Origin of the sequence: Rhodococcus sp. IEGM 1318, from assembly GCF_033142465.1 — a bacterium.
GTDB classification, from domain to species: Bacteria; Actinomycetota; Actinomycetes; order Mycobacteriales; family Mycobacteriaceae; genus Rhodococcus_F; species Rhodococcus_F qingshengii_B.
In genome coordinates, this window is sequence record NZ_JAWLSC010000002.1 from 95,289 (window position 1) to 121,710 (window position 26,422).

General features: G+C 60.8%; 29 protein-coding genes. 18 read left to right on the forward strand and 11 right to left on the reverse strand.

Annotated features, from left to right (window positions below; all coding sequences use genetic code 11):
* Window positions 1–10: 10 nt before the first annotated feature.
* The 3 genes from R4P65_RS04670 to R4P65_RS04680 all read left to right on the forward strand — a co-directional run bounded on the left by R4P65_RS04670 (window position 11) and on the right by R4P65_RS04680 (window position 2,440).
* Window positions 11–583: a flavin reductase family protein gene (locus R4P65_RS04670; protein ID WP_317825620.1), complete on the forward strand. Its 573-nt coding sequence runs from the start codon at window positions 11–13 to the stop codon at window positions 581–583.
* Window positions 576–1,202 carry a superoxide dismutase gene (locus tag R4P65_RS04675; protein ID WP_317825621.1) on the forward strand — a complete coding sequence of 209 codons (627 nt, stop codon included), beginning with the start codon at window positions 576–578 and terminating at the stop codon, window positions 1,200–1,202. Before R4P65_RS04670 ends, R4P65_RS04675 begins: the two co-directional genes overlap by 8 nt.
* Before the next feature lie 146 nt (window positions 1,203–1,348).
* Window positions 1,349–2,440, forward strand: coding sequence for an alpha/beta fold hydrolase (locus R4P65_RS04680; protein WP_317825622.1), 1,092 nt, complete (start codon window positions 1,349–1,351; stop codon window positions 2,438–2,440).
* Window position 2,441: 1 nt separating this feature from the next.
* On the opposite strand, the gene R4P65_RS04685 is transcribed toward R4P65_RS04680, so the two are convergent.
* On the reverse strand, window positions 2,442–3,710 hold the full coding sequence (locus tag R4P65_RS04685; RefSeq protein ID WP_317825623.1) for a vWA domain-containing protein: 1,269 nt from the start codon (window positions 3,708–3,710) through the stop codon (window positions 2,442–2,444).
* A 173-nt stretch (window positions 3,711–3,883) separates the two neighbouring features.
* Here R4P65_RS04685 and R4P65_RS04690 point away from each other — a divergent pair, with 173 nt between their 5' ends.
* Window positions 3,884–4,846 (forward strand): sensor domain-containing diguanylate cyclase, encoded by a 963-nt coding sequence (locus R4P65_RS04690; protein WP_230814720.1) that lies wholly within the window; start codon window positions 3,884–3,886, stop codon window positions 4,844–4,846.
* A gap of 89 nt (window positions 4,847–4,935) precedes the next feature.
* Here the strand turns inward: R4P65_RS04690 and R4P65_RS04695 are convergent, their stop codons facing one another.
* Window positions 4,936–6,234 (reverse strand): HNH endonuclease signature motif containing protein, encoded by a 1,299-nt coding sequence (locus R4P65_RS04695; RefSeq protein WP_317825624.1) that lies wholly within the window; start codon window positions 6,232–6,234, stop codon window positions 4,936–4,938.
* A 158-nt stretch (window positions 6,235–6,392) separates the two neighbouring features.
* On the opposite strand from R4P65_RS04695, the gene R4P65_RS04700 reads away from it, so the two are divergent.
* The 5 genes from R4P65_RS04700 to R4P65_RS04720 all read left to right on the forward strand — a co-directional run bounded on the left by R4P65_RS04700 (window position 6,393) and on the right by R4P65_RS04720 (window position 9,469).
* The gene (locus tag R4P65_RS04700) at window positions 6,393–6,896 is read left to right on the forward strand and encodes a MarR family transcriptional regulator (protein ID WP_317825625.1); all 504 of its coding nucleotides are present in this window, start codon (window positions 6,393–6,395) and stop codon (window positions 6,894–6,896) included.
* Between the two features lie 10 nt (window positions 6,897–6,906).
* On the forward strand, window positions 6,907–7,965 hold the full coding sequence (locus R4P65_RS04705; RefSeq protein WP_317825626.1) for an LLM class flavin-dependent oxidoreductase: 1,059 nt from the start codon (window positions 6,907–6,909) through the stop codon (window positions 7,963–7,965).
* A gap of 8 nt (window positions 7,966–7,973) precedes the next feature.
* A complete protein-coding gene (msuE, locus tag R4P65_RS04710) occupies window positions 7,974–8,540 on the forward strand; it encodes an FMN reductase (protein WP_019745144.1) in 567 nt (188 codons plus the stop codon).
* Window positions 8,537–9,064, forward strand: coding sequence for a hemerythrin domain-containing protein (locus tag R4P65_RS04715; RefSeq protein WP_042952845.1), 528 nt, complete (start codon window positions 8,537–8,539; stop codon window positions 9,062–9,064). Before msuE ends, R4P65_RS04715 begins: the two co-directional genes overlap by 4 nt.
* Window positions 9,065–9,136: 72 nt before the next feature.
* Window positions 9,137–9,469: a CD225/dispanin family protein gene (locus R4P65_RS04720; RefSeq protein WP_003940071.1), complete on the forward strand. Its 333-nt coding sequence runs from the start codon at window positions 9,137–9,139 to the stop codon at window positions 9,467–9,469.
* Between the two features lie 47 nt (window positions 9,470–9,516).
* On the opposite strand, the gene R4P65_RS04725 is transcribed toward R4P65_RS04720, so the two are convergent.
* Entirely contained in the window at window positions 9,517–10,668 is a 1,152-nt protein-coding gene (locus R4P65_RS04725) for an alpha/beta hydrolase (protein WP_317825627.1), read from the reverse strand.
* A gap of 38 nt (window positions 10,669–10,706) precedes the next feature.
* On the opposite strand from R4P65_RS04725, the gene R4P65_RS04730 reads away from it, so the two are divergent.
* Complete coding sequence (locus tag R4P65_RS04730) at window positions 10,707–11,165, forward strand: DUF5990 family protein (RefSeq protein ID WP_317825628.1); 459 nt, start codon at window positions 10,707–10,709, stop codon at window positions 11,163–11,165.
* Between the two features lie 72 nt (window positions 11,166–11,237).
* On the forward strand, window positions 11,238–12,719 hold the full coding sequence (locus tag R4P65_RS04735) for an NAD(P)/FAD-dependent oxidoreductase (RefSeq protein ID WP_317825629.1): 1,482 nt from the start codon (window positions 11,238–11,240) through the stop codon (window positions 12,717–12,719).
* A gap of 622 nt (window positions 12,720–13,341) precedes the next feature.
* On the opposite strand, the gene R4P65_RS04740 is transcribed toward R4P65_RS04735, so the two are convergent.
* The gene (locus tag R4P65_RS04740; protein WP_230815461.1) at window positions 13,342–14,112 is read right to left on the reverse strand and encodes an ABC transporter permease; all 771 of its coding nucleotides are present in this window, start codon (window positions 14,110–14,112) and stop codon (window positions 13,342–13,344) included.
* A 62-nt stretch (window positions 14,113–14,174) separates the two neighbouring features.
* Window positions 14,175–14,612: a GtrA family protein gene (locus R4P65_RS04745; protein ID WP_020908979.1), complete on the reverse strand. Its 438-nt coding sequence runs from the start codon at window positions 14,610–14,612 to the stop codon at window positions 14,175–14,177.
* Between the two features lie 141 nt (window positions 14,613–14,753).
* Between R4P65_RS04745 and R4P65_RS04750 the strand changes: the two genes are divergently transcribed.
* Window positions 14,754–15,461, forward strand: coding sequence for a TetR/AcrR family transcriptional regulator (locus R4P65_RS04750; RefSeq protein ID WP_003940173.1), 708 nt, complete (start codon window positions 14,754–14,756; stop codon window positions 15,459–15,461).
* A 49-nt stretch (window positions 15,462–15,510) separates the two neighbouring features.
* Here R4P65_RS04750 and R4P65_RS04755 read toward each other — a convergent pair whose 3' ends face one another.
* Entirely contained in the window at window positions 15,511–17,007 is a 1,497-nt protein-coding gene (locus R4P65_RS04755) for an MFS transporter (protein ID WP_230815460.1), read from the reverse strand.
* A 99-nt stretch (window positions 17,008–17,106) separates the two neighbouring features.
* On the opposite strand from R4P65_RS04755, the gene R4P65_RS04760 reads away from it, so the two are divergent.
* Entirely contained in the window at window positions 17,107–17,766 is a 660-nt protein-coding gene (locus tag R4P65_RS04760; RefSeq protein ID WP_019745154.1) for a TetR/AcrR family transcriptional regulator, read from the forward strand.
* 9 nt (window positions 17,767–17,775) lie between these two features.
* Here the strand turns inward: R4P65_RS04760 and R4P65_RS04765 are convergent, their stop codons facing one another.
* The 3 genes from R4P65_RS04765 to R4P65_RS04775 all read right to left on the reverse strand — a co-directional run bounded on the left by R4P65_RS04765 (window position 17,776) and on the right by R4P65_RS04775 (window position 19,654).
* Window positions 17,776–17,979 (reverse strand): PspC domain-containing protein, encoded by a 204-nt coding sequence (locus R4P65_RS04765; protein ID WP_317825630.1) that lies wholly within the window; start codon window positions 17,977–17,979, stop codon window positions 17,776–17,778.
* A gap of 178 nt (window positions 17,980–18,157) precedes the next feature.
* Window positions 18,158–19,006 carry an alpha/beta hydrolase gene (locus R4P65_RS04770; RefSeq protein ID WP_317825631.1) on the reverse strand — a complete coding sequence of 283 codons (849 nt, stop codon included), beginning with the start codon at window positions 19,004–19,006 and terminating at the stop codon, window positions 18,158–18,160.
* Window positions 19,007–19,300: 294 nt separating this feature from the next.
* Complete coding sequence (locus tag R4P65_RS04775) at window positions 19,301–19,654, reverse strand: helix-turn-helix domain-containing protein (RefSeq protein ID WP_317825632.1); 354 nt, start codon at window positions 19,652–19,654, stop codon at window positions 19,301–19,303.
* A gap of 109 nt (window positions 19,655–19,763) precedes the next feature.
* Here R4P65_RS04775 and R4P65_RS04780 point away from each other — a divergent pair, with 109 nt between their 5' ends.
* The 5 genes from R4P65_RS04780 (at window position 19,764) to R4P65_RS04800 (ending at window position 24,353) form a co-directional block, all read left to right on the forward strand.
* On the forward strand, window positions 19,764–20,384 hold the full coding sequence (locus R4P65_RS04780; protein WP_317825634.1) for a malonic semialdehyde reductase: 621 nt from the start codon (window positions 19,764–19,766) through the stop codon (window positions 20,382–20,384).
* Between the two features lie 300 nt (window positions 20,385–20,684).
* The gene (locus R4P65_RS04785) at window positions 20,685–21,332 is read left to right on the forward strand and encodes an ABC transporter permease (RefSeq protein ID WP_054187726.1); all 648 of its coding nucleotides are present in this window, start codon (window positions 20,685–20,687) and stop codon (window positions 21,330–21,332) included.
* Entirely contained in the window at window positions 21,329–22,540 is a 1,212-nt protein-coding gene (locus R4P65_RS04790; RefSeq protein WP_007731456.1) for an ATP-binding cassette domain-containing protein, read from the forward strand. Before R4P65_RS04785 ends, R4P65_RS04790 begins: the two co-directional genes overlap by 4 nt.
* Before the next feature lie 41 nt (window positions 22,541–22,581).
* Window positions 22,582–23,361 carry an ABC transporter permease gene (locus tag R4P65_RS04795; protein ID WP_007731455.1) on the forward strand — a complete coding sequence of 260 codons (780 nt, stop codon included), beginning with the start codon at window positions 22,582–22,584 and terminating at the stop codon, window positions 23,359–23,361.
* Window positions 23,358–24,353, forward strand: a complete 996-nt coding sequence (locus tag R4P65_RS04800; protein ID WP_317825635.1) for a glycine betaine ABC transporter substrate-binding protein — start codon at window positions 23,358–23,360, stop codon at window positions 24,351–24,353. The genes R4P65_RS04795 and R4P65_RS04800 overlap by 4 nt, the downstream gene beginning before the upstream one ends.
* Before the next feature lie 27 nt (window positions 24,354–24,380).
* Here R4P65_RS04800 and R4P65_RS04805 read toward each other — a convergent pair whose 3' ends face one another.
* Both R4P65_RS04805 and R4P65_RS04810 read right to left on the reverse strand, forming a co-directional pair.
* Window positions 24,381–25,157: a trans-aconitate 2-methyltransferase gene (locus tag R4P65_RS04805; protein ID WP_317825636.1), complete on the reverse strand. Its 777-nt coding sequence runs from the start codon at window positions 25,155–25,157 to the stop codon at window positions 24,381–24,383.
* Between the two features lie 44 nt (window positions 25,158–25,201).
* Window positions 25,202–26,248, reverse strand: a complete 1,047-nt coding sequence (locus R4P65_RS04810; RefSeq protein ID WP_317825637.1) for a phosphatidylinositol-specific phospholipase C domain-containing protein — start codon at window positions 26,246–26,248, stop codon at window positions 25,202–25,204.
* Window positions 26,249–26,422: the final 174 nt, after the last annotated feature.

The window sequence follows — 26,422 nt, forward strand, 5'->3', positions numbered from 1 at the left end:
GGAGCGAGGAGTGACCACAAAACTGGTTGGCACCCAATCTGTTTCGGACGGCCCCGTTGATTCGGAGCTGTCCATCCGGAGCTCCTTTGTCGACGCGTTCCGGAACCATCCCGCCGGCGTCTCGATCATCACGGCAACGGGCGACGACGGCCCGGCCGGCATCACGTCGTCGTCGCTGATCTCGATCAGCGCCGATCCGGCGGTTCTGGCGTTCTCACTGCAGTCGTTGCGAGGTTCTGCCAGAGCCATTGCTTCCGCCCGCAGTTTTGTTGTTCACCTGGCAAATTCGGCAAACGAGCGACTGGCTGCCACGTTCGCAACCCGCGGCGCTGTGCGCTTCGGGGACGACATGCCTTGGTCGTTACTGCCGACCGGTGAACCTTTCCTGCATGGGACGGGCCATGCCCTGCGCGCAGTTCCCTTGAATGCCACAACGTGTGGATCCGCAGTGATTGTCACCGCACGCGTAGTCGACGTCATTTATCCGCAGCAGGTTTCGGAGCCACTGGTCTATCACGATCGAACCTACAGAAACCTGTCCCCTCACAACATCTCCTCAAAGGAAGGCACGTCACATGACTGAATACGTTCTCCCCGAGCTGGATTACGACTACGCCGCTCTCGAGCCCCATATCTCCGGCGAGATCATGGAACTGCACCACAGCAAGCACCACGCCACCTACGTGGCGGGCGCCAACAGCGCAATCGAGCAGTTGGCTGCTGCCCGTGAAGACGGCACGATTACCGCGAAGGCACCGCTACTCAGCAAAAACCTCGCCTTTCACCTCGGCGGCCACACCAATCACTCCATCTTCTGGAAGAATCTCTCCCCCAACGGTGGTGAGCGGCCGGAAGGCGAGTTGGCAGCCGCGATCGACGAGCACTTCAGCTCCTTCGACGCATTCGTCAACCACTTCTCCGCTGTAGCAACCACTTTGCAGGGTTCCGGCTGGGCGGTGCTCGCCTACGACACGATCGGGAAGCGACTGGTCATCGAGCAGCTCACCGATCAGCAAGGCAACATCAGCATCGGCATCGTTCCGCTGCTCATGCTCGACATGTGGGAGCACGCGTTCTACCTGCAGTACAAGAACGTCAAGGCCGACTACGTGAAGGCCTACTGGAATGTCATCAACTGGGAAGACGTCGCACAGCGCTACGCAACGGCCACTGCCGCGACGGGCTTGATCATCCCGGCTTGATTATTACCGATCGACCCAGCTCGGCACGGTGGCTCCGTTGCCGAGCTGGGTTTCTGCACCCCAGACGTCGATGTATGTGAAGGCAGGTAACATACACCGAGCGCGGCCGACTCGGCCGTCAGCCGATTCGACTCCGAGGGGAACCAGTGCTGGATATCAGTGGCTTGATCGCGACGTGGCGTCCGACGCTGGACACCGCAGCGCGCAACGCGTGGGGACTCTCGTTCGGCGACGGCGTCGAGAAGGCCGAACGCACCCCGTCGGTACTGATCAGCGAAGGCCCACACCGCGATCTATATCGCTTCGGTGCATTGTGGACACCGAAGGGCAAGCCGGTTCTTCTCGTGCCGCCCCTCGCAGTTTCCGCCGATTGCTACGACCTTCGTCCAGGCCAGAGCCTCGCTGCCCACCTACTCGGCGGCGGCAACACTCCCTATCTTCTCGACTACGGAACCATGCGGTACTCCGACCGCGGAATGGGATTCGAGGCCTGGGTCGACGACATCATCCCCGAAGCGATCCGCTCCATATCGGATCTGCATGACGGCGCTGCCGTTTCCGTGATCGGGTGGAGTCTCGGCGGGACCATGTCTCTACTCACGAGCTCCGCTCACCCCGATCTGCCGGTCGCGTCGATCACCGCGATCGGCACACCGATCGACTACACGAAGATTCCCGCCATCAGCCCGTTGAGGCTGATCGGCAAATACACCGGTGACACGCCACTTACGTCGGCGACCAATCTCGTAGGCGGACTACCCGCTCCACTCGTTCAGGCGAGCTACAAGGTGACGGCTTTGCAACGTGAAGTCCTCAAACCGTGGTTCATCGTGCGTAACCTCCACGACACCGAGACTCTGGCTCGCATGGAATCGATCGACAAGTTCATGGCGGCAATGCCTGGATACCCGGGCAAAGCATTTCAGCAGATCTGCGAACAACTCATGCTCGGCAACAACCTCTTCAACGATGCCATCACACTTGCCGGACGTGAGATCAAACTGTCCGCACTGAAGGTCCCCGTTCTCGCGATCGGCGGCACCACTGATGTGATCGCACCCATCGCTTCGGCAGAGGCGATCACTTCGGTCCTGACCGGAGCGCCGTCAGTTCGATTCGAGGAGGCGCCGGGCAGTCACCTCGGTCTCGTTGCCGGTCCCACCGCTCGAGATTCCACCTGGACTTTCATCGACGAGTTCTTGAAAGAGAATGCACCGCAGCTGGTTTCGACCAGCTGAATCACGACTTCGTGATGCCTGCGGCCACAGCCGCCTTGTGCCAATCCGGGAACTCACTCAGCAAACGGGTGTACAACTGGGCGTCGTCGACGGTGTCGATGTCGTCCAGAGCGAAGAATCCGGCGTTGTCGATCACCCTGCCGTCGAGGTCGTCGAGCTTCTCCAGCACTCCGTAGTTGGCCTTGCCGATTCCGACGAACTGCCAAAATGCCGGGAGCCCAGACGCTTCGCGCATCAATTTCGTGATTTCCTTCCGCTCACTGAAGCCGCCGTCGGTGAAGAACAGGACAAGCGTAGGGGCCGAACCACGGGTCAGGCCGGAGAGTATCTCTGTCATGATCGGCACTTCACGATTCGCGGCGCCGATCTTGTCGTAGTTGAATCCGCCGTGCGAGCCGCGCAAGTGCAGGTAGGTATCCGACCACTCTTCCGCGTCATGGACAGAGATCTCGGGAAGCTTGAGGAAGCTGACTGCGTACAAGTAAGGCTCGAGTTTGCCGTCGTCATCGAGTTGGATCGCAACGGGGACCATGCGTTCGACAACGCGGTGAACCACCCTGGTGCGGTACTGCTTGGCCATACTTCCGGTTTTGTCGATCACCAGGACCACCCGTGCGCGAATTCCTTTGCCGCCCTTGGTCAGCAGGACCTTGGCCACTTCGCGCTTGCGGAGGTCCAGCTTTTCACGCTTCACCATCGAGAGTTTCGCCTCGTCAGGCACGCTCCGAATTCCGTCTGCCGATTCAGTGGACCCGGCAGGTTGGGTCTGCGGTTCCTCGTCGACAGAAACGCCGAATGCTGTTACCAGATCTGCCAATCCGCTGTCCCAGCCGGCTGACACGTTCCGCAGCTTCCACCCCGCGCCGCGGCGATAGATCTCGACGAGGACCGCCGCTCTCTCGGTCGTCAAACCCAAAGCCGGAGCCACAATCGCGACGGAACCGGCCTGTTCCACCACGACGCCCATGTCACGGACTGCAGAAAGGGTTCCGTTTGCCGCCGCATCCAACGCCACGGCAACACTCAGCTGGTGTATGTCAGCAGGCAACCTTGCGATGTCGATTTCAATGACGCCGCCGGACTCCAAGCGCACCGCACCTTCGGGTGAGACCGGCTGATTGAAGAAGATGAAATCCGCGTCATCGCGCACTTTGTTGCGATCATCGAGCTGGAACACCATCAGATCCACCGTGCCCGGGGCGCTACCGCTCACCGCCACTTTCAATGAAGTTCCGTCAATGACTGTGTTCGCCCCACGCGCCAGCTCCATACCGGAAGATTAGCTGGCCACGTCGAATCAACGGCCCCGCGGTCGGAAGAATCACAGCACACTTTCAGCAATCGCGAGGATTCTCGAGGCAGACTGTTCGAGGAAGATTTGTCGCACGCGGGACCAAGAGCCTGAACATCGACAGAATCCTAGGGTCGATCAGGAGGTCAAAAATGCCGCACGGCCAGGCGCGCACCATCCCGATGTTGCCACTCTTGCCACCTCTGACGAATTTCGACGACGCAAGTCGCTCGGTCGTGTCTTATCTCGACGAATATCTTCCGCTAGCACTGTGGTCGATCACGCGGTTCGACGGGTCCAATCAAATCTTTCTCACCGTCTCACCCAACCCACTTCACATCGAAGTCGGCGAGACCCGGGCTTGGCCAAACACCATGTGCAGCGAGGTAGTACTCGGAAATGCGCCGCCCGTCTCATCAAATCGCGCACTCGTGCGCGCACTTTCCCGAGATGACAGGTGGGAAGGCATTGGCGCATACGTCAGCATCCCAATCCTCCACAATGACGGCAGTCTCTTCGGCACTCTGTGTGGCGCCGACCCGAGTACAGGCGACTCCGCACTCGAGGACAACCTGGCCCTCCTCAATCTCCTGTGCCGACTTCTCGGAACCATTCTCGATGTCGACTATCAGCGCGCGCAGTCAGTACGACTGGCGGAAACCGCGCAACTCGATGCCGAGACCGACCCGCTGACAGGTCTTCTCAATCGTCGCGGGTGGAACCGCATCCTCGAGGCCGAGCAAACTCGGTACCGCCAATTCGCCGACCCTGGATCTATCATCATCGTCGATCTGGACGGTATGAAGACCATCAACGACGAACTCGGTCACGCCGCGGGCGACGAATACGTTCAAAGGGCCGGCAAGATCTTGGCAGCATGCGCGCACCCTGGTGCAGTAGTTTCACGGTTGGGAGGGGACGAATTCGGGATCGTTCTGCCCGATACACAGCCACGCGCCGTCGACTACCTGGTCGAGTGTCTGGAGAAGTCGTTCCGAAATGCCGACGTCTGTTGTTCGATCGGCCGAGCCGACTTTTCCATGACCCAAAGCCTTTCCGAGACTTGGGATACAGCCGACGCCGAGATGTACCGCCACAAGCGCTCGAAGCGCTGATTGGTCTCCCCAACGGCCTGTTGGCACCGCATCGAGGTTCTCTTCGATGCGGTGCTGGGCCGTGTTCTGTTGTGCCTGAGAAGCTGTTCTCAGGTTTTGAATGTGGTGTTCGCCGGCCTGGGATGCTGCCCGGGGTCGATCGAGGGCGGCGGGAGGAACCACGGTTTGTTGTCGACGCCGATCCGAATCTCCCACTTGCCGACGAACCCCGTTTTCCGGTGCATCAGCCGGTGATGCGAGCGGCACAGCAGGACAAGGTTGTTCATCACCGTCGGCCCGCCGTTAGCCCAGTGCCGGATATGGTGCGCGTCGGTCCACGCCGGAACACACGAACAGCCTGGGAACGCGCAGCCCTTGTCCCGGGCGATCAACGCCACTCGCTGTTCGGCGGTGACCAACCTCTTTCCGGGTCTCGCATCCAGCGGCGCGCCGTGATCGTCCAGCAACACCGTCGACAGGAAGCAGTCGCACCCCAACAACCTCGTCTGCGAGACGGACAGTGGCCCGAGCCAGGGCATGTGCCCGACATCGAGATCCGACACAAACCCACCATCATCGGAGGGTGTCGCGGCGCAGTCGCGGTGCTCGGCGAGGTCGCGGGCGTTGATGTGTACGTTCACGTGCGGACGTTGCCCACCATCGGTACCGGTCTTCGCGCAGTCGAGATAGCGGCGGATCAGTTCGGTGAACCCGTCCGCGGTCCGCTTCGCCGCGGACCGGGCATCGGGAGTGCCGTCCGGCGCCGGGGTCGGCATCGTCAAATTCGACAACGCCGACAACAGCATTTCTCCGGTGAGAGCGTCGAAATCTCCGCGGACCACCACCCGACCGTTCAAGGTCGATGCGATGCGGAGCTCGTTGCGATCGGTGTCTTCGGCGGGCGGAATCTCATCGGATTCGAACAACCGCTCCAACGTCGCGATCACATGCCGCACCTTCGTTGTCGTCGCCTCCACCCCCGACGCAGCCGCGAGCAACAGGTCGATGCACTTCGGTAGCGCTTCCTCAGGCATGCCTTTCGGTGGTGATTCACAGAACGCCACGATCAACACGGCATGATCGAACGAGCAATCCCCACAATCAAATCTCGCTGCCACTGCCGGAAACGGCCGCAACGCCGCACCGAGGGCGGCGATCTTCTTCCCGTCTCGAACCTGCAGCATCGTGTTCGCCGCCAACCACGAACCGACACCGCGACTGGCAATCACCTGATCATCGGGACGCATCGACAGTTCGTCCACCACTGCCACCCGCACGGCTTCCAGGCGCAGAATCTCCGCACTCGCCTCGACAGCAGCAGCCCGCAACTCCGCAGCAGACAACCGCCACAGACGTCCGCGCAACCCCACCGCAGAACCCGACACCACATCCGACAACAAGACACTCATTGAATCCCCCGATCCCCACCTCAAAGCATACTCGAACACGCGTTCGAGTCAATGCTTTCCGGCCAGCAAAAACCCAAGCAGGGAATGGATCGACCGTCGCGAACGTATTACTTGAGTAAGCAATACTTGCGATCGCAAATAAATGGAGGGCGTCACCGATGACAACTGATGAACACGTACGTGGTCGCGTGTGGCGCGACCTCGTCGTCTCCCACAGCGTCATCCTCGGCAAGATGGAGGCGGACCTTCGAACCACCACCGGTCTCACCCTTGGCCAGTACGACGTTCTACTCCGACTGCACGAAGCTCCGGGAAACACGATCCGAATGGGCGATCTGGCCGAACTGGTATTGGTCACCACCAGTGGCGTGACGCGCGTCGTCGATCGATTGGTCGAGGCAGGACTGGCCGAGCGCGTTCGACCGGACAACGATCGACGCGTCGTGACGGTATCGATGACGCCTGCAGGCAAGAAGACACTTCGAAAAGCGTCCGCCATACATACACGAGGAATCGCCGAATACTTCTCCGATCTCATTGAAACCGAGGAGCTTCCGGTACTCGAACGCTTCTTCTCCCGACTTGCCGCACATCACACGAATCAAGGCGGCACATGCGATGCGCACGTCGATCAACTTTCCATCACTCCCACGAACAGATAGCGAGAACAACATGGCTTTCGAATTGGGCGTCTACCATTTCGGTGAACTCACCCCAAACCCCACAACCGGCGCGATGATGAATCCCGGTGTACACCTTCGCCATTTGGTGGAGCAAGCAACCGTCGCCGATCAGGTTGGACTCGATGTCTTCGGCGTCGGCGAGCACCATCGTACCGACTTCGCAGTCTCGGCCCCTGCAGTTGTGCTCGCGGCAATGGCTCAGGCTACCGACAACATCAAGCTGTCCAGTGCCGTAACTGTGCTCAGTTCCGACGATCCCGTCCGTGTGTTCCAACAGTTCGCGACAGTCGACCTGCTTTCCGAAGGCCGTGCCGAGATCATTGCCGGCCGAGGTTCGTACACGGAGTCATTTCCGCTTTTCGGGTACGACCTGTCCCAGTACAACGAACTCTTCGCCGAAAAGCTCGATCTACTACTTAAACTGCGCGACGAGAACCCGATCAACTGGGAAGGACAACTTCGCGCACCGCTGATCGACGGTGACGTGACGCCCCGCCCGGACCGTCAGATTCCGGTGTGGATCGCAGTCGGAGGTACTCCGGCCTCTGTCGTGCGTGCCGCGAAACTTGGCCTGCCCCTCTCGCTTGCCATCATCGGTGGAAGCTACCAACAGTTCGAACCGTTTGTCGATCTGTACCGCAGGGCTGCAGCGGAGTTCGGACACGATCCGAAGAAACTCGCTGTCTCGATTGCTTCGCCAGGATTTGTCGATACCTCGAAGCAAACAGCACTCGACACGTCGTACCCTCACTTCCAGGCCGGGTGGATGCAGAATCATCATCAGCGCGGAAACGGAGTTCCCATGCCGCGCAGGGCATATGAAGCGCAGGCAACCACCGCGGGTGCGTTCTTCATCGGCGGCCCGCAGGAAATCATCGACAAGACGATGGCGCAGTACGAGCTGTTCCATCATGACCGCATCATGATCCAGATGGGATTCGGCAACGTGCCACAGAAGGACATGCTGCGTGCGATCGAGATCCTCGGCACCGAAGTAGCCCCCGTTGTGCGTAAGGAAATCGAATCACTGAAGTCGTCCCAAAAATAGGAGTTTCGATGAGCACACCTCTCAAAATTGTTGCCGTTGTCGGCAACCTTCAAAAACCCTCCAAGACTCGTGCCCTCGTCGACCTGATCGTCGAAACCTTGGGAGACTTCGAGCAGATCGACACACGAGTTTTCGAGATCGTGGATCTGATTCCAGGTCTTGCATCTGCTCTGGATCGCGATCACGTCGACTCAGTGACCGCCGAAGCGCTGGCAGCAGTCGAGTCCGCCGATATCGTCATCGCGGCGTCACCGGTGTTCCGCGGCTCGTACACGGGAATGTTCAAGCATTTCTTCGATCTCGTGGACCAGTACGCGCTTGCCAACACTCCGGTGATTCTTGCTGCGACAGGTGGCAGCGACCGCCATGCTCTCGTGTTGGACCATGCCCTGCGGCCACTGTTCGCTTTCTTCCAAGCGCTGACCGCTCCGGTCGGGATCTATCTCAGCTCCGGTGATTTCGACGGAACGACTATCCTCAACCCCGAGGTATTCGAACGTATCGAGATGGCAGCGAAGGACGTCCTGCCGGTAGCGAGGATGCTCGCGGAGCGGGATCGAGTTGCGCTGACGTGAACGCCCCTCATTCGCACAACACGGCAACAGTTGCCGGTCTGAGGATGATCGAACAGCTACGTCAGGTTCACGAACCTCTGCGAGCCGATATCGAGGTACTCGAGAAAGCCCTGCAACTGTTGTCGGACGAAACCGCCGATCTGACTCGGATACCCGAAATGATCGACAATCTGACGATCGCGGATTTCGTCTGGCAACTACGGGTCAACTGCGACTTCTACTGCAACACGCTGACTCTGCACCACACCATCGAAGATCAACGTATGTTCCCGGTAATGACCAGGAACTTTCCCGAGTTGGCCCCTGCGGTCGAACGACTGCAGGCAGAACACAAGCTTGTCGGGGAGATCGTGTCGGAAGCCAAGCGTGCGTCACTCGCGCTGAGCACCGAATCCTCCACGGTCAATCGGGCACACGCCGCAATCTCCGAATTGGCGGATCATATGCAGTCGCACCTCGATTTCGAGGAGGCCACACTCTTTCCGTACTTCCGACGGATGGATCGCGACTGGCATTACGGCTGATCGTGCACACTCAGTGATTCTTCAGCTCCATCGCAGTAGCGTCGAAAGGGCCACCTCATGTCAGGAGCCCCCATGACCAACCCGGATCAACCCACCGTCCAGCAATCCGTTCCTCAGCACCCGATTCGACCGCCCGTCAATGCGGGTTGGGCAGTGGTCTCGCTGCTGTTCTTCTGGCCGCTCTCCTTCTCCGCTTTCACGCACGCCTTCAACGTGTATCCGCTGTGGGCCGACGGCGATGTGGCCGGGTCGCGGTACGCGTCCGATCGAGTGAAACGACTCGGTCAGATCTCGCTGTGGATCGCAGGCGGGCTACTACTCCTGGTCTGCATCCTGTACGCGATCGCGGCAATCGTGTGGTTCGCCAACGGTGGCCACGATTACGGGCCGCGACGTATGCGCTGAACAACCACCCTGAAACAACAACACCGCAACAACAACACCGCCGAACATCACTTCATCAATCGATCGATGAATTCCATGGTCTGGTCCATCGAAGCGACCGTCGTTTGGCCGTGGCTGATTCCGCTGAGTTCTTGATACTCGAACTGCGTTCCTCGCGAACGCATGTCGACCGGTTGCGCCCAGGTAAGGGCGACAGGAACCGTGGTGTCCGACACGCTCTGCACCACACGCAGTGACCGGTCGTAGCCGTCGACCGGCACCTGCATCATCTCGCGAAACAGATCGTGGAAGCGTGGCGTCCACACCGATCGAGAAAACAACGAGCTCAACTGGATTCGTTCGGCGCGAATGTGGCGGCCGAGTTCTCCGGCGCACAGTGTCCGAGCCTTTTCCATCCACTCGATCCCCTGCGGCGAGAGAACCTCCCGAATGTTCTCTTCGGGTCGTTGATCGTCGATCCCGGCCAGAACGTACAGCGCGTATCCCACCAACCCGGTGATGCCTATGTCGGGAAACAGCGGTCCCCCCAACGGGAACAGACCTTCCATGTGTGTGGGTCCTGCAACAACAACCGAGCCGCGGAAATCCAATTCCGGTGCACGAGAAGTGGCCTCGTGTCCCGCGAAGTACGTCGCGTGACCACCTTCGGACAGACCTACGACCATCCACCGCGGGCTCAGCACGTTCCCGTACAACTCGTGTGCGGCCTGCACGATGTCGACGGCATTCGCACCGGCGGCATGCCCGTCGAGATACGCCAATACCCCGTCGGTGCCCAGACCCGAGTAGTCGGTAGCGACAACTGCGTACCCCTGGCCCAACCAGCGTTCGATCGGTTCGATCTCCCCGGGACCGAATCCGGTTGACGACGGCGCACACTGATCCGCACTGCCCAGAGTTCCGTGGGCGTAGGAGATGACGGGCCAGCCACCGATCGGTGGCGCACCTTCCGGTAGAAACACCGACCCTGACGACTCTCCCCACCTGTTGGCAGTTCGCAGAGTCCGATAGACAACTCGCTCCGCTGCACCAGTACCGACTGGAAGGGCTGCGGAGAGCAGTTCGTGCGATTCCAACGTACCCGCGACTTCCGGTTCGTCCGCCGTCGCCACGGCAACATCAGACACCACCACAAGACTCGACAACAGCATGCTCGCCACCGCGGCCGCAACAACGCCTCTACCCGAACGACTCACCACGCCAACCCCTCCCGACCCGTGCAGAGCATGATGTCGATATGCAGATCATCATCACCGGTCACAGCCTGCCCGGACGGGATTGTTCCGAAACCGCAACCTTCGAAGGACGGAGCAACATCCACGTCGGCGTCCAGCGCCGGGGCAAGCCCCACGAAATCCTCGACCTCGTACCGGGAGACACCGAGACAGCGCGGTGGGAACTGGCCGCGAACCTCGAGAGAAAGCCAGGTCCCTGGGACATTCTCGGACCATACATCCAGGGCAAACCGGGCAGACGCTTCATCTACCTGTCCTGGGTGACGGTATCCGAGGACCAGACGTTCGAGATGTTCCGACGCGCAAAGCTGATGCTCGATGCGATCCCCGAGCACGTCGTTGACGAGGCGGACGGTTCCGGTGTGCTCCACGGAGATCTCGGCCTCACCGACGCCGCAGGTAAACCCCTGTGCGCGGCGATCCGGCCGCCAACGATCACGTGGACATCCTCGCCTTACTGAGCATTGTTCAGTAGTGTGATGAACGAACACTACTCTGCGGGTGACCACGCGATCGATACGGAGTCCGAACTGATGAGCACTGAACACCTCGATGTCCTGATCGTCGGCGCCGGCTTGTCCGGCATCGGTGCTGCGTATCGACTCCAGACCGAACTGCCCGGTAAGTCGTACGCAATCCTCGAGGCTCGTGCGAACAGTGGCGGAACCTGGGACCTCTTCAAATACCCCGGTATCCGTTCAGATTCCGACATGTTCACGCTCGGCTATCCGTTTCGCCCGTGGACAGATGCCAAAGCAATTGCCGACGGTGATTCGATCCTCCGGTACGTGCGCGATACCGCTCGCGAAAACGGGATCGACAAGAAGATTCGGTACAACCGGAAGGTGACGGCAGCATCCTGGTCGTCAGCGGACTCGACGTGGACAGTCACCGTGACGACCGACGGCGAAGACGAAATACTGACCTGCAACTTCTTGTATCTCTGCAGTGGTTACTACAGCTACGAGGGCGGATACACCCCCGACTTCCCCGGACGCGAATCGTTTGCCGGCGAGGTGGTGCACCCGCAGTTCTGGCCCGAAGAACTCGATTACTCCGACAAGAAGGTCGTTGTGATCGGAAGCGGCGCCACCGCAGTCACTTTGGTCCCCACGATGTCGCGGGACGCAAGCCACGTCACGATGCTCCAGCGATCACCGACATACATTCTGGCGCTGCCGTCCAGCGACAAGGTGTCGGACACCATCCGTGCGATATTGCCGAATCAACTCGCGCACAGCATCGCTCGATGGAAGAGCGTCGTAGTGAACCTGAGTTTCTACCAACTGTGCCGACGCAGTCCGGCGCGCGCAAAGAGGCTGCTGAACCTCGCGATCAGTCGCCAACTCCCGGACGAGATCCCACTCGATCCCCACTTCACTCCCACCTACGATCCCTGGGACCAGCGCTTGTGCGTCGTACCGGACGGCGATTTGTTCAAAGCCCTCCGATCTGGGAAGGCTTCGATCGAGACCGATCACATCGACACCTTCACCGAGACCGGGATTCGGCTCGCGTCAGGACGTGAACTCGACGCTGACATCATCGTCACTGCAACAGGATTGAAGATGGAAGCGTGCGGCGGAATGTCGATCGAAGTGGACGGCCAACCCGTCACCCTCGGTGATCGTTACGTCTACAAGGGCATGATGATCAGCGACGTACCGAACTTCGCAATGTGCGTCGGATACACCAATGCCTCGTGGACTCTGCGAGCCGATCTCACGTCGATGTACGTGTGCCGACTACTGACCGAGATGGACAAGCGCGGCTACTCGAAGTGTGTGCCGCACGCGACCGAAGACATGGACCAGCGGCCGATCCTGGACCTGGCGTCGGGGTATGTAATGCGCGCGGTTGAACAGTTCCCGAAGCAGGGATCTAAGTCACCCTGGAACATGCGGCAGAACTACATCCTCGATCGACTTCACTCGACGTTCGGGAGCATCAACGACCACATGACGTTCTCGAAGGTGCCAGTTCGAAATTCGAACCCGGTACCGAGCAAGAGTTGATCGGCGCCCGCACGACCAGGTAGAGCAGTCGGGCAAATCCACCAATCGATCCGAGAACAAAAAACACGCCCGAACCTGTGACGACGGCACAGAGCGCACCCAGGACGATGATCGTTGACGCCTCGATCATCCGACCGGCGGACTCCGATCCGAGAACGTGTATTCCATCAACTCCTTCGTCCATAAAACTATTTTCAGCCAACCGTCCAGCCGGTTTGTAGGGACTTTAGTCACAAGTCGCGTCAAAATGGACTCATAATTGCAGGTCAAGCGTTCAGTTGGTGATCGTTTTCAGGGCAACGGGGATGACCGGCAACCGTGTCTTGCGCTAGTGCCTGGACGATCCACAGCACACGTGACATCACACTCGCCGCCACCACAACACTGTCGCGCTTGAACCCACAGATAGTGTTCGTCTACATCTCCGGTGAAACGCCGACTCCACCGAATCCAATAGGACCATGTGGAAGCGAGTACGTGGCGCAACCGTGAACGCGTTACTCGCACTCCCCCTCACCACCTACATCTTCAGGACGGGGTTCATCCGTCCGCGCCCGGAATCGCCGTCGAAGACGTAGTGGTACAAGCTCTTCTATCGGCCGTGTCCTGCACAGCGACAAGATCAACGAACTCGCGCGGACCTGACAGCCTTGCCTCGAAAGACGAAACCGCGGGCGACGAGTTCCAATGCCACGGCCACCGAGCAGGTTTGTGCCAACAGCAACCCTGCCAGTACAAGAATTTGCACAGCACCGGCCTGAACGGCCGATCCCGTCGCGAGCAACACACCGACAAAGGCTCCAGGCAATGTCACGAGGCCGACGGTGCGGGTCTGGTCGACTCCGGGCAGCAAAGCATCGGACGCAGCGGTACGGGCGACTTCCCACCGCGCATCGCGTTGCGAGAAACCTAGGCTCAGTGCGGCTTCCACTTCCCCGAACCGATCGTCGACGGCGTCGAGTCCGCGTTTGGCTGCCATCGATGTTGCAGTCATCGCGCCACCCAGAACAATTCCGCCGATCGGCACCAGAGCAACGCCTTCCAGCGGAACCACTCCGGACAGCAACATCAGTGGCAGAACCACACCGATTCCCGACGCCAAGGCGATGGTCAGCCATACTCCGGAAGTTCCTGCGCCGGAACGTCGTGCCGCGGTGAACGACGCCGCAGCGAACATCCCGACGAGCACGAGGAGCGCCGACCAGATGTGAGCCAAGGCGGCGGCGAGAATCAACGAAATCGCAGCCAACTGAAGAGCGCCACGAGCGAGCGCACCGGGGACTACCCGAACGCTACCGAGAGAGGCGAATCGGTAGACGAGCGTGGCGACAAGAGCCATGACGATGCAGAGCACAACCAGCCGGACGCCGGAGTCGGCTATCGAAAGGCTCATGGGTCACAGTGTTCCCTACGAACCGATTCGATCCGAACCTGCGATCCGAACTCGAGAACCGCTCAGAACACCCAACCGCGAAGTGCGACAAACCGCAGACCGCCGACAATTCCGCTTACTGCGATCACAAGGCCCGCTTGAAGAAGTCCGTCGGCGCCGGGCAACAGGAAGCCGAGCGCACTGATGGCAGCCGAACTGGCGATCAACCCGACCAGAGCGAGTCCACCGCCTTCCCACTGCGCGGTGAACCAGTTGACGCGATCCGCGGCATGGAAGGTGAGCCGGCGATGCAGCTCATTGGCAAGAATGGTGCTCAAGACCGCACCAACTGCGTTGGCGACCAGCGCTCCGTCACCGCGCAGCGCCAGAAAAGCGGCAAAGTACAAGATGTTGCTGGCTCCGCCGACGAGGGCAAAACGAACGAGCTGGGCAAAGGCGCCGTCGCCGGCAAGGGCGCGAAGCCTCGTTGCCGCGAAACCTGCACTCCGCGTACCCACCATCGAGATCGGATTGCTCCCGACCCAGATGTCAGACGTGCTCATATCGGCTTCTCTCATACGGACAATCGGAACCACACGTTCCGCTTAGCAATATAGCACTAACGGAATCGATCATTCCGCTTAGTGTCGTAGACTGTGAGGATGCCGACAACACACCCCGACGCTTCTCATGCGGGGACCTCGGCCGACTGCTCACAGCCGCGCCTTCGGTCCGACGCCAAGGCCAACCTCGAGCGCATTCTCAACTCCGCTCGCGAGGTGTTCGCTGCCCAAGGACTCGACGCCACGCTGGCGGACGTCGCGAAGCACGCCGGCGTCGGAGTCGGCACCGTCTATCGCCGGTTCGCCAGCAAGGACGAACTGATCCAGGCACTGTTCGACACGCGGTGCTCCGAGATCGAAACGATCGCCGCCACCGCCCGAGAGATGCCCGACGCCTGGGAAGGTCTTGTCTACTTTCTCGACGTGATCTCCCTGCGCATGGCAGACAACCGCGGATTCGGCGATCTCCTGATGGACGGACGCTTCACGTCCGACACCTTCGCTCGCGCGCGCGCCGGGATCGCTCGACACACTGCGGTACTTGTCAATCGCGCCAAGGAACAGGGCACCCTGCGCAGCGACTTCGAAGTCAACGACATTCCACTTCTCATGCAGGTCGTCAAGATGGCCCAGAAGTTCGGTGGGGACGAGGCCCCTCAGGCTTACCGCCGCGCACTCGGGTTCATGATCGACGGACTCTGCGCGTCCCGCACCGGCCATCGGGAACTGCCCGTGCCGGCGCTTTCCTCCGAGCAACTCGATCACGTCCTTCATCGGTTTCAGGCAACGCCCGGGAAGAACTGCTGACTCGATTTCGGGGTCGACGCCATTGCGGCGTCGACCCCGAGATTTGCTGTCAGTGAGCGATTACCGGCTCACCTTCAGGTGAATCCGGAAGCAGTCCGCTCCGAAGAACCAGTCCGGTCAACACCGCACCGACCGCGAAAATACCTGCTGCCCAATAGAACGTCGTGGTGTAGCTCTCGACGGCAGCCTGCGCCTGAGTCAGCGGATTCGTCTCGCGGCCCACCAGGTAGTTGGTCGAAGCCGAAGCAGCAATCGTGCTGAGCAGTGCGGTACCGATCGAGCCGCCCACCTGCTGCATCGTGTTGACGGTGGCAGATGCGACGCCGGCATCTTCGTGATGCACGCCTGAAGTTGCTCCCTGCATCGACGGGGCGAAGATGCTGCCCATGCCGAGTCCGGTGACAACGAGACCGGGCAGGATGTGGACGGCGTACGTGCTGTCCACGGAGATCTGGGCCAGCAGCGTCATTCCGATCGCCGCGATGACCATTCCGCTCACGATCAGCACTCGCGGACCGACGCGCGGTAGCAAGACTGCTGTCGAAAGCGTTGCCGCTGTTACGATTCCGAACACCATCGGCATGAATGCGAGGCCGGTCATGATCGGACTGTACCCGAGGATCAGCTGCATGTAGTACGTCAGGAACAGGAAGACTGCGAACATGCCTGCGCCGGAAAGGAAGATCGCCAGGTACGAGCCAGCCCGGATTCGGTCGAGGACCACCCGCAGCGGAAGGAGCGGGTGCTCGGACTTGGTCTGCCAGTAGATGAACGCCGCCATGAACACGACGCCGGCAACGAGCCACGAGATGGTGGGAGTTGCGCTCCACCCGTCCGATTCGGCCTTCGAGAATCCGAAGACGATGCTGAACAAGCTGATCGACACCAGGATCGTTCCCGGGATGTCGAGTTTGGGTCGCGAGTCACTGGTGTGCGGCGCGAGCAACAGGACTGCTCCGACCAGGGCGATCGCCGCGAAGAAGAGATTCACGAAGAGGCACCAGCGCCAGTCGACCCACTCGGTGAGTGCGCCGCCGAGCAGCAGTCCGATGGCGCCACCGCCGCCGGCAACGGCACCGAAGATGCCGAAAGCCTTGGCACGCTCACCGGGGTCCGTGAATGTCACGGACAGCAGCGACAGGGCCGCCGGGGCAAGGAGCGCACCGAATACGCCCTGGCCGGCACGAGCGGCAACAAGCATTTCGAAGTTGACGGCTGCGCCACCGATGGCGGAAGCCACAGCGAAGCCGATCAGGCCCACGATGAAAGTTCGCCTGCGCCCGAACAAGTCGCTCAATCGACCGCCGAGTAGCAGCAAGCTGCCGAACGCCAATGCGTATGCCGTGATGATCCACTGGCGGTCCGAATCACCGAACTCCAGTGAGCGCTGCGCAGCAGGCAGCGCGATGTTGACGATGGTGGCATCCAAGACCACCATCAGCTGCGCAATTCCCAGAACCGCGAGAACCAGCCACCGCTTTGCGTGGTTGTCCCCTGAAGGCGCTGAGGACTGCTCGAATTCAGTCCGTTCAGCAATGTCTGACATAGTCCCTCGCCCAACCTATGCGGAGATGGCTTCTCCGGTTAGCAAAAACGCTACACGAAAACGGAGAGACTGTCTCCACTTGACGGGTAGAGTGGGGACATGAGTACCGCAATGGAGCGCCCCCTTCGCGCCGATGCTGCACGTAATCGGCAGTTGATCATCGACGCCGCACGTGAATTATTCGCCGAAGAAGGGATCGACGTCACACTCGACGACGTCGCCCGGCGCGCGGGTGTCGGCGTCGGAACGGTCTATCGGCGGTTCGCCAGCAAGGAAGAATTGATCGACGGAGTCTTCCAACAGAACTTCGCCGACATGGCGGCGGCCGCGGACGCGTCACTTGCCAATCCGGATCCGTGGGACGGACTTGTCACCTTTGCCGAATTCGCTTGCAGCCGTATGTCGGTCAACCGCGGGCTCAAAGACGTCCTGAACGGAACCGACGAGGGATGCGAACAAGTCGCATGCCAACGATCCATCATCGAACCGTCGGTCGAGAGGATCTTCTACCGGGCCCAGGAGGCCGGGATGCTGCGCCCCGACGCCGTACCGACGGACCTGTTCGGCCTCATCTTCATGGTGGGCGCAGTCACCGAATTTGCTCAACCCGTCAACCCGACCGTGTGGCGTCGATACCTCTCGGTGATGCTCGACGGCCTACGCACGGAGGGCTTGCACCGTGACGCACTCCCCCTTCCTCCGCTGAGTTCGGAGGAATTGCACGAGGCCAAGCAATGCCTGAAAGACCGCCGCCGTTGAGCGGTTCGGTCAGATCTGCTCACGAGGAATGAAAATCCACATCACGATGTAGATCAGAAACTGCGGGCCGGGCAACAGGCACGAAAGCACGAAGAGCAAGCGGACCGTCGACGACTTCCAACCGAAGTATCGTGCGATCCCGGCGCACACTCCACCGAACATTGCTCCCGAGCGTGCGCGGGCGAGCTTGCGGGTCTTCATCGGCGAAGTCATGTTTCGTGTCCCTTCAGTAGATCTCGCGGACTGTCCGCGTCGACTTCCACTATCCGCCGCCTGGTCACTCACGCGCATCAGGCCATGGACCCATCTTTTCCGGCCGCGGTACATACCCAGGTACCAGTCTGCCCCCGCGTCGGACTCAGGGTTCTCCCCTACACCTCAGCCCCAGACTTCAGCGCGGGAACAGTCGCCGAAGCCGTTTCGGTGCCGCGAAAGGTTGCCAGTTGTCGACGTCCTGCGCCAGACGGTCGGCGACCGTCCACAACGCCGATGGGTTGTGAGTCAATCCCATGTGACTACCCTGCACCGCAACGCTTTCCGATAGTCCGGACGTGGTTTCACAACATGCTTGCCACGGAACGATTCCGTCATGCCTCGAGTAGACCGACGTGGCAGGAACCGAAATGCTCGGTCCCTGTTCGGATTCGATGCCGTCGACTGGAGGCAGTATGGCGTGGTTACCGGACAAACGAGCGTAGAGCGATCCGACCCTCGTCTGCTCCAGACTGGTAAGAGCGAAAGGACTTCCAAGTGTCACCACCTGTCGCACCGAATCCGGCAGGTCCCTCGCCAACTTACGAGCGTAAATACCGCCCAAGCTCCAGCCGATGACCGACACCTTCTGCTCGTATCGATTCGCCACCTGGGCCAATGCGGCAGGCAATCCGTCGACCACCATCGCTGTCGGGCCGGTGTTGACGCCCAGATTCCAGCCCTGGACGCGGTATCCGAGGAAACTTAAATACGCCCTCAAGGCAAGAGTCGACACGTCCGATGTCAGCAATCCTGGGAGAACGAGGACTGGATGCCCGTCTCCACGCGGTGATCGGAGTAACCAAGGAGCCGCAAGAAGCAGCGAAGCAATGTCGACCAGTCCGCGCGTCGGCTCGCTCAGACACATCGCCAAGGATGGCGGCCCCGGAACAAGCGGGCCGACTTCACGAATCACCGTCGATCGCTGTGCCCAATCGAATTCGGTCTCGGCGAAATCGATCGCCGAGACTTCCGCACCTATGGACACCTGAACTCCTGTCGGCCGGTGCCCTTGCCGGGGTGCGTGGTGGGGCGGTTCCGCGGGCTGTGTGCTCAACCCGCGGAACCTTGTCCTCATCCGCCACCGGTAGCGAACCAGGACCCGTTCTGCCCACAGATTCGTGACCAAAGGCATCTCGACCACACGAACACTGTGTGATCCAGAACACTAGTTTTGGTTACGTTGCATCTACGTTGCGTAGATGTTTCGTCGCCTCCAAGGAGATTTCGTCCCACAGAAGCGCGACCCACGCGGTCGCGGCGCCTGCGTCCTAGCGGTCGCTCAGTTCGACCAACTCTCGGGTGGCAGATTTTCGGCGGCCCACGTTGTCAGTTCACTGAGAGCGGGGAGCAGCGCCTGCCCCGACGCTGTGAGTTCGTACTCCACGGCTATGGGCGGGCCTGCATCGACGCTCCTCGTCACCAGGCCTGCCCCTGCCAACTCCGTCAGGCGTTCCGAGAGCACCGAATCACTGATCCCGCCGACCGCGCGCTTGAGTTCGGAGAATCCCGCCGGCCCGTTCAGCAGCGTGCCGAGAATGACGCCGTTCCACCGTTTGCCCAGGAAGCCGAACGCGCGGGCCAGAGCCCCGTCACATGCGCGGGGCTCGTGTCCCGCTTCGCTCTTGCTTGCCACCCCACCATCCTAGCCACAGTGCTAACGTATCCGTAGGCACTATTTTTTTACTAGCAACTAGCTTTACCGGGTAATGCTCGGTCGAGCTACCACGGAACGGAAACCCCCGATGTCTCTCGACGCAGCCACCCCATTCACCGCCCAGCAACTCGACGAAGCCGGCCGCGAGCTCCTCTTCACCGCGGCTCGCACCGCCAACTCCTTCTCGAACGAGCCTGTGACCGACGACGAACTAATTGCAATCTGGGAGCTCGCGAAGTGGGCTCCGACCGCGGCTAACACCAATCCGCTGCGCGTGCTGTTCGTTCGTACCGAGGAAGGCAGAGCACGCCTCGTCGAGCACATGTCCGACGGCAACAAAGCCAAGACCGAGGCGGCTCCTGCAGTTGCGGTTCTCGCGGTCGATACCGAGTTCTACAAGCACATCCCCGACCTGTTCCCCATTCGCCCGGAGATGAAGGACTACTTCGAATCCGACGAGGCTGCCGCCAGTTCGACGAGTCGGTTCAATGCCGCACTGCAGGCCGGCTATGTGATCCTCGCGATTCGCGCACAGGGTCTGGTTGCCGGCCCGATGGCCGGGTTCGACGCCGACGGCATCGACGGCGATTTCTTCGCAGACAGACGTTTCAAGACGATCCTCGTGGTGAACATCGGCCATCCCGGTGAGAACCCGTGGTTCGATCGTCTGCCGCGTCTCTCCGATGAGGATGCGCTCAGCTGGGCCTGAGGCCAATTCGGACAAATGAAGCGATGCGGGAGGGTTCTGCGGAACTCTCCCGCTTTGCTATCTCCAGCGCGTTTCAACTCTGCTCGCAGTGGGTACCTACCCGCGTCTCGCAATATCTCACGTCCAGAACAACATCCGACACGCTGCAATCGGAATTAGTTGCAGTATCTCAGTTTTTGGACGACAGTCGAGGGAAACCCCTCGGCCTACTGAGGCTGTGGGGAAAGCCCTTGTGCGCCGGTCGGTGTCGAGGGAAGACGTTCGAGCGAGCAGAAGTCCGAAGAAAGTGGGTTCGGAAATATGGGCGCGCTATGGGATTTTGTCGTTGCACGACGACAACAGTTGTTGACCGACTCGTACCTTCATGTTTCAGCAGTTATCCAGTCCGTGATCATCGCGACGATCGCCGCCGTGATCATCGGCATTCTCGTCTACCGGAGCCCGGCGGGATCCTCCATCGCTACGGCGTTGGCCAGCACGATCCTGACGGTTCCTTCATTCGCTCTCCTCGGACTGCTCATTCCGATTCTCGGTCTCGGCGTCGCTCCCACGATCACCGCGTTGATCTTGTATGCCCTGCTCCCGATCATTCGGAACACCATCATCGGTCTGGATGCGGTCAACCCGGCGATCACGGACGCAGCCCGCGGTGTCGGAATGAATCGCATGCACGTACTGAGTCGAATCGAGCTACCGATCGCGTGGCCGTCGATCCTCACCGGCATGCGGGTCAGCACACAGATGCTCATGGGCATCCTCGCCATCGCGGCGTACGCCAAGGGGCCTGGTCTGGGAAACCTGATCTTCTCCGGACTCTCGCGTGTCGGTAGCCCGAACGCTGTTCCTCAAGCGCTGGTCGGCACCGTACTGATCGTCATTCTCGCTCTGATTCTCGACGGAATCTACGTCGTCATCGGTCGTCTCACTACTTCGAAGGGGCTGCAATGACTGAAACCATTCCGTCTGACGTATCCACAGATCAGAAGGTATCCGGGGTCGAGATCGTCCTGGAGTCCGTCACCAAGCGGTACCCGGGCCAGAAAGCTGCAGCGGTGGACAATGTTTCGCTGACTGTTCCGGCCGGTGAGATCGTGGTCTTCGTCGGACCTTCGGGTTGCGGCAAGACGACGACGATGCGCATGATCAACCGCCTGATCGAACCTACCTCCGGCAAGATCACCATCGACGGCAAGGACGCGCTGTCGATCGACCCGGACAAGCTCCGCCGCGGCATCGGGTACTCGATCCAGCAGGCAGGCTTGTTCCCGCACTTCACGATTGCGAAGAACGTCGCGACTGTCCCGGGTCTCATCGGTTGGGACAAGAAACGTATCGCAGCGCGCACCGACGAGATGCTCGACCTCGTCGGCCTCGATCCCGATACCTATCGCGACCGCTACCCTCGCCAGTTGTCCGGTGGGCAGCAACAGCGTGTGGGCGTGGCGCGGGCGCTGGCCGCCGATCCCCCGGTGCTGTTGATGGACGAACCTTTCGGTGCCGTCGACCCGATCACCCGCGGCCTGCTCCAAGACGAACTGATGCGTCTGCAGTCGGAGTTGGGTAAGACCATCGTCTTCGTCACCCACGATTTCAACGAGGCAGTCAAACTCGGTGACCGTATTGCCGTGCTGGGCAATCAGTCCAGCATCATGCAGTACGACACTCCGGAAGCGATTCTCGCCAATCCCGCAAACGACATGGTCGCGGGATTTGTCGGGGCGGACGCCTCGCTCAAGCAGTTGACCTTGACACGGGTGCGCCAGATCAAACTCAAGCAGTGCCTCACCGCCCGCGAAACCGATTCGGTCGATGATTTGAGAACCGCACTCGCAGCGCGTAAGTGGAAGTGGGCCCTGATTCTCGATCAGCGCGGACGGCCGCTTCGCTGGGTCTCACCCGGCCACCTCGCCCATGCGTCGACTCTTCGAGGTGTCGGGAACGAGATCGGCGAAGCCGTGTCCATCCAGTCCACCCTGCAGGATGCGTTGGAAGCTCTTCTCGCCGAAAGCAATGCGTCCACCGTGGTCACCGGACGGCGTGGCGAGTACGTCGGTCTCATCACCATCGACACACTGGTCAGCCATCTCTCCGAGATGCGCGAGGAGCATGCGCACGACCACGACGAAGAGCCAGACACCGAGAACGTCGAGGGTTGAACATGACTGCCACGACAGAGGAGCGCGCCTCCGCGCCTGAGATGGAACCGGACGCCCCCGATCTAGGTGCGGCCGAGAACGCCGCCACACGCCGTGCGGAACGGATGCGACTGTATGTGCAGCCGGTCATCGTCCTGATCCTGGTTGCTGGCGTGTTGATCTGGGCATTCAGCCGTGATCTCAACGCGACGCAGAAGGCGAGCATCAATCTCGACAACATCGTCACACTGACCTGGCAGCACGTACTGATCACCGCCGCCGTGGTCATCATCGTCGTAGCCATCGCGGTTCCACTAGGAACCCTGCTGACCAGGCCGAAATTCACCCGATTGGCACCGTTCTTCGTGGGAATAGCCAACATTGGAGCCGCGGCGCCTGCCATCGGCCTGCTCGTGCTGTTCTATCTCGCAACAAGAACGACGGGCTTCTGGATCGGCGTGTTTCCCATTGCGTTCTATTCGCTGCTTCCGGTGCTGCGCAACACCATCCTCGGCTACCAGCAAGTGGACAAAACCTTGATCGACGCGGGGCGCGGGCAAGGAATGTCTTCGCTCACGGTCCTACGTCAACTCGAGTTCCCGATGGCTGTCCCGTACATCCTTGCAGGACTGCGCACTTCGCTCGTTCTGGCCGTCGGTACCGCGACGCTGTGCTTCCTGGTCAGTGCCGGCGGACTCGGCATTCTGATCGACACCGGATACAAGCTCCGCGACAACGTCACCCTCGTTGTCGGTGCCGTACTGGCGGTGTCGTTGGCCTTGCTGATCGACTGGCTCGGCGCGCTCGCCGAAACTTATCTCGGGCCCAAGGGATTGCGATGACCAAGACTTCGATCACCAGAACGTGGGGCTGGAAACTCGCGGTTGCCACGATCGGCCTCACACTTGCCGCTTCCTGTGGCCTCGAATCCGGTGGCGCACTGCCCCTGGCCGTCGGCCCCGGCAGCATCGAGCCGGTTCCGGAGCTCGAGGGTGTGAAGATGACCGTCGGCTCCAAGGACTTCACCGAGCAGATCGTGCTCGGGTACGTCATCGAATTCGCGATGGCCGCTGCGGGCGCCGATGTCCGCGATCTCACGAATATCCAGGGCTCGAACAGCACCCGTGACGCACAGTTGAACGGGCAGATCGATCTTGCGTACGAATACACCGGAACAGGCTGGATCAACTACCTCGGCAACGAGACTCCACTTCCCGATTCACAGGCACAGTTCGAGGCCGTCCGTGATGCGGACCTTGCTGCGAACGACATGGTGTGGACCGATCCGGCGCCGATGAACAATACGTATGCATTGGCGATGAGCAAGGAGACCGCCGAGAAGACCGGTGTCAAGACCGTTTCCGACTACGCGAAGTTGGTCGAATCTGATCCCGGAGCTGCGGTGACGTGCGTCGAGACCGAGTTCAACGTCCGCCAGGACGGATACCCCGGCCTGGCAGAGAAATACGGATTCGACGCCTCACGTGCCCAGCGCCAGATCCTGCAGACCGGCATCATCTACCAGGCGACAGCCGACAGCGATCAGTGCAAGTTCGGCGAGGTGTTCACCACCGACGGCCGCATCATCGCACTCGATCTCGTTCTGCTCGAAGACGATCTGCAGTTCTTCCCGAAATACAATCCGGCGCTGGTCATGAAAAAGGACTTCGCGGAGGCACATCCGCAGGTTGCCGAAGTCATGGCGCCGATCTCGGAGCGACTGACCAACGAGGTGATGACCGAGCTCAACCGGCAGGTCGACGTCGACGGCAAGGAGCCGGCGGATGTGGCCCGCGACTGGCTGGTCTCGGAAGGCTTTGTCACCGCTGAGTGATCGACTGACCGCAACCCAGCCGAGTAGTTACCGCTTGCGTCCGACGCAGAACACCCGCCGGAACGGAAAGAGCGTTCCGGCGGCTGTTGCGGGGTAGGCCTCCCGCAGCAGATCGGAATACCGGCGCTCGAACTCCGGAGCGTCAGCCTCGCCGAGAACGTCGAGCACGGGCCGTAACCCCGTCCCCCGTACCCATCCGAGCACCGGATCGGCACCTGCCAGCACATGGACGTATGTCGTCTCCCAGGCGTCGACGTCGAATCCGTGTTCCTGCAGACGCTGCGCGTACGCAACCGGACTGTCGACGCCTTCCGGGCCGCGTAGGACGCCGCCCAGTCGCTCGCTCCATTCCGCGGACTCCGCGAGGCTTCGCATGAGCGCATGTGACGGTGCATCGAAGTTTCCTGGAACCTGCCACGCCAGCCACGACCCGGATACCAGGGTGTCCGCCCACTGCTCGATCAGCTCGCGGTGGCTCGGAACCCACTGCAATGCAGCGTTACTGACGACCACGTCGTAACCCGTGGCATCGAAGGACATGATGTCCCCCAACTCGACGGTGACGTTTCCCGGTAGGTCTGTCGGGGCCTGCGCCACCATTTCGGGAGACGAATCGAAACCGAATACCGAGGCGTCCGGCCATCGTTCCCCCAGCATCGCGGTCAAGCTACCTGATCCGCAGCCGAGGTCGGCTACCCGCATCGGGTCTTCGGTCGCCACCCGTGACACCAGGTCCACGAACGGGCGTGACCGCTCACCCGAATAGCGGCCGTAGACTTCGGGATTCCACGTGACAGTGCGCATGAACCCATCCTGCACCCTGTTCCTGAGAATTGCCGCCCTCGAGATCACCGACGCGGCACCACGGTGGACAGTACGTTCGGCAACCTCGACCAGTCCGCGGTGATGTAACTTGCGTGATCACCGGCCAACCGGTCGAGACGCTCGCTCGCCTCCACCTCGGTGGCATGCGCACCGTCGATCTGTGGAGCGACCTTGTGCGCGTCGGTCATGACGAGCAGGTATCCACGATCGTGGTACCACTGCGGATCCACAACGCCCGAGGTGTAATCGAGGGCGTCGCCGTCGAAGATCACGAACCACGGGCGGATGCCCGGGTCGGCGTAACGGTCGATTCGTGGGTCTCTCGGTGACGCCCGGTGAACAGCGGGAAAGGCGGCGCCGAGTTGGACGAGCCCGGCTGCGGACAGATCTCGCAAGTGCGTCGCGTACTGCCGGTCGGTCCACTCCGCGTCGAGCGGGTTTCCCTCCTCGATCGTTCCCGGAATCAGCTCGAACAGAAATTTGCCGGTCATCTCGGACATGCTCGGCCATCCACGGTCGGTGACGGCGGCATCCGGGGTCGAGTAGGACTCACCCATCAGATCGGATGGAGTGAAGACCGCGTCGCCGAGAGTCCCGAGAATCAAGGCGTCGAGATCGGCAGGTCCGCGTCCGTAGCCGGTGGTGAACCCGTCCTTGAGTTCCAACTTGATCATCACCGGAGGATGCTCGGGGTCGGCTTCGTGCCACGCCCGCATATCTGCCAGGCATCCGCGCAGTCCCTGATCTCGCAGACCACTTCGCAACCCGGATGCGTCCTGCGCACCGACGCAGTTGCTGTCACTCGCCACCGGATTCATGTGCGAGACACGCCAGTCCGGACCACCGCCGTTGGTCCACAGATCCAATTCGAGAAGCGAGGCCCCGGAGTCCAAAGCGTCGGCGAAGTACGGAAACGTCGCCTTCTCGTAGGAATTGTGGACGCCGACGGACGTGGTCTCGGAGAACGAGCGAGCTCGGTCCGCAGTCGTCTCGGCACCGGCGGTGGAAGCAGAGACGACCGAGACGACCGCCGCGAATGCACTCACACCGGCTACCAGAATTCCACGCATGTTCGACACTCTCGCAGAAATCACGCCGCTGCAGGACGGAATCGGAAGAGACAACTGGACAATCGTCCTAGACGGCATCGAGGGTGAGGCGCGGTCTCAGGCGGTGAGTGAAGGAAATTATCAGGCAAATAGCATCATGGCTGGAACTGATCCGAGTCGGAGCACTCGGCCCAC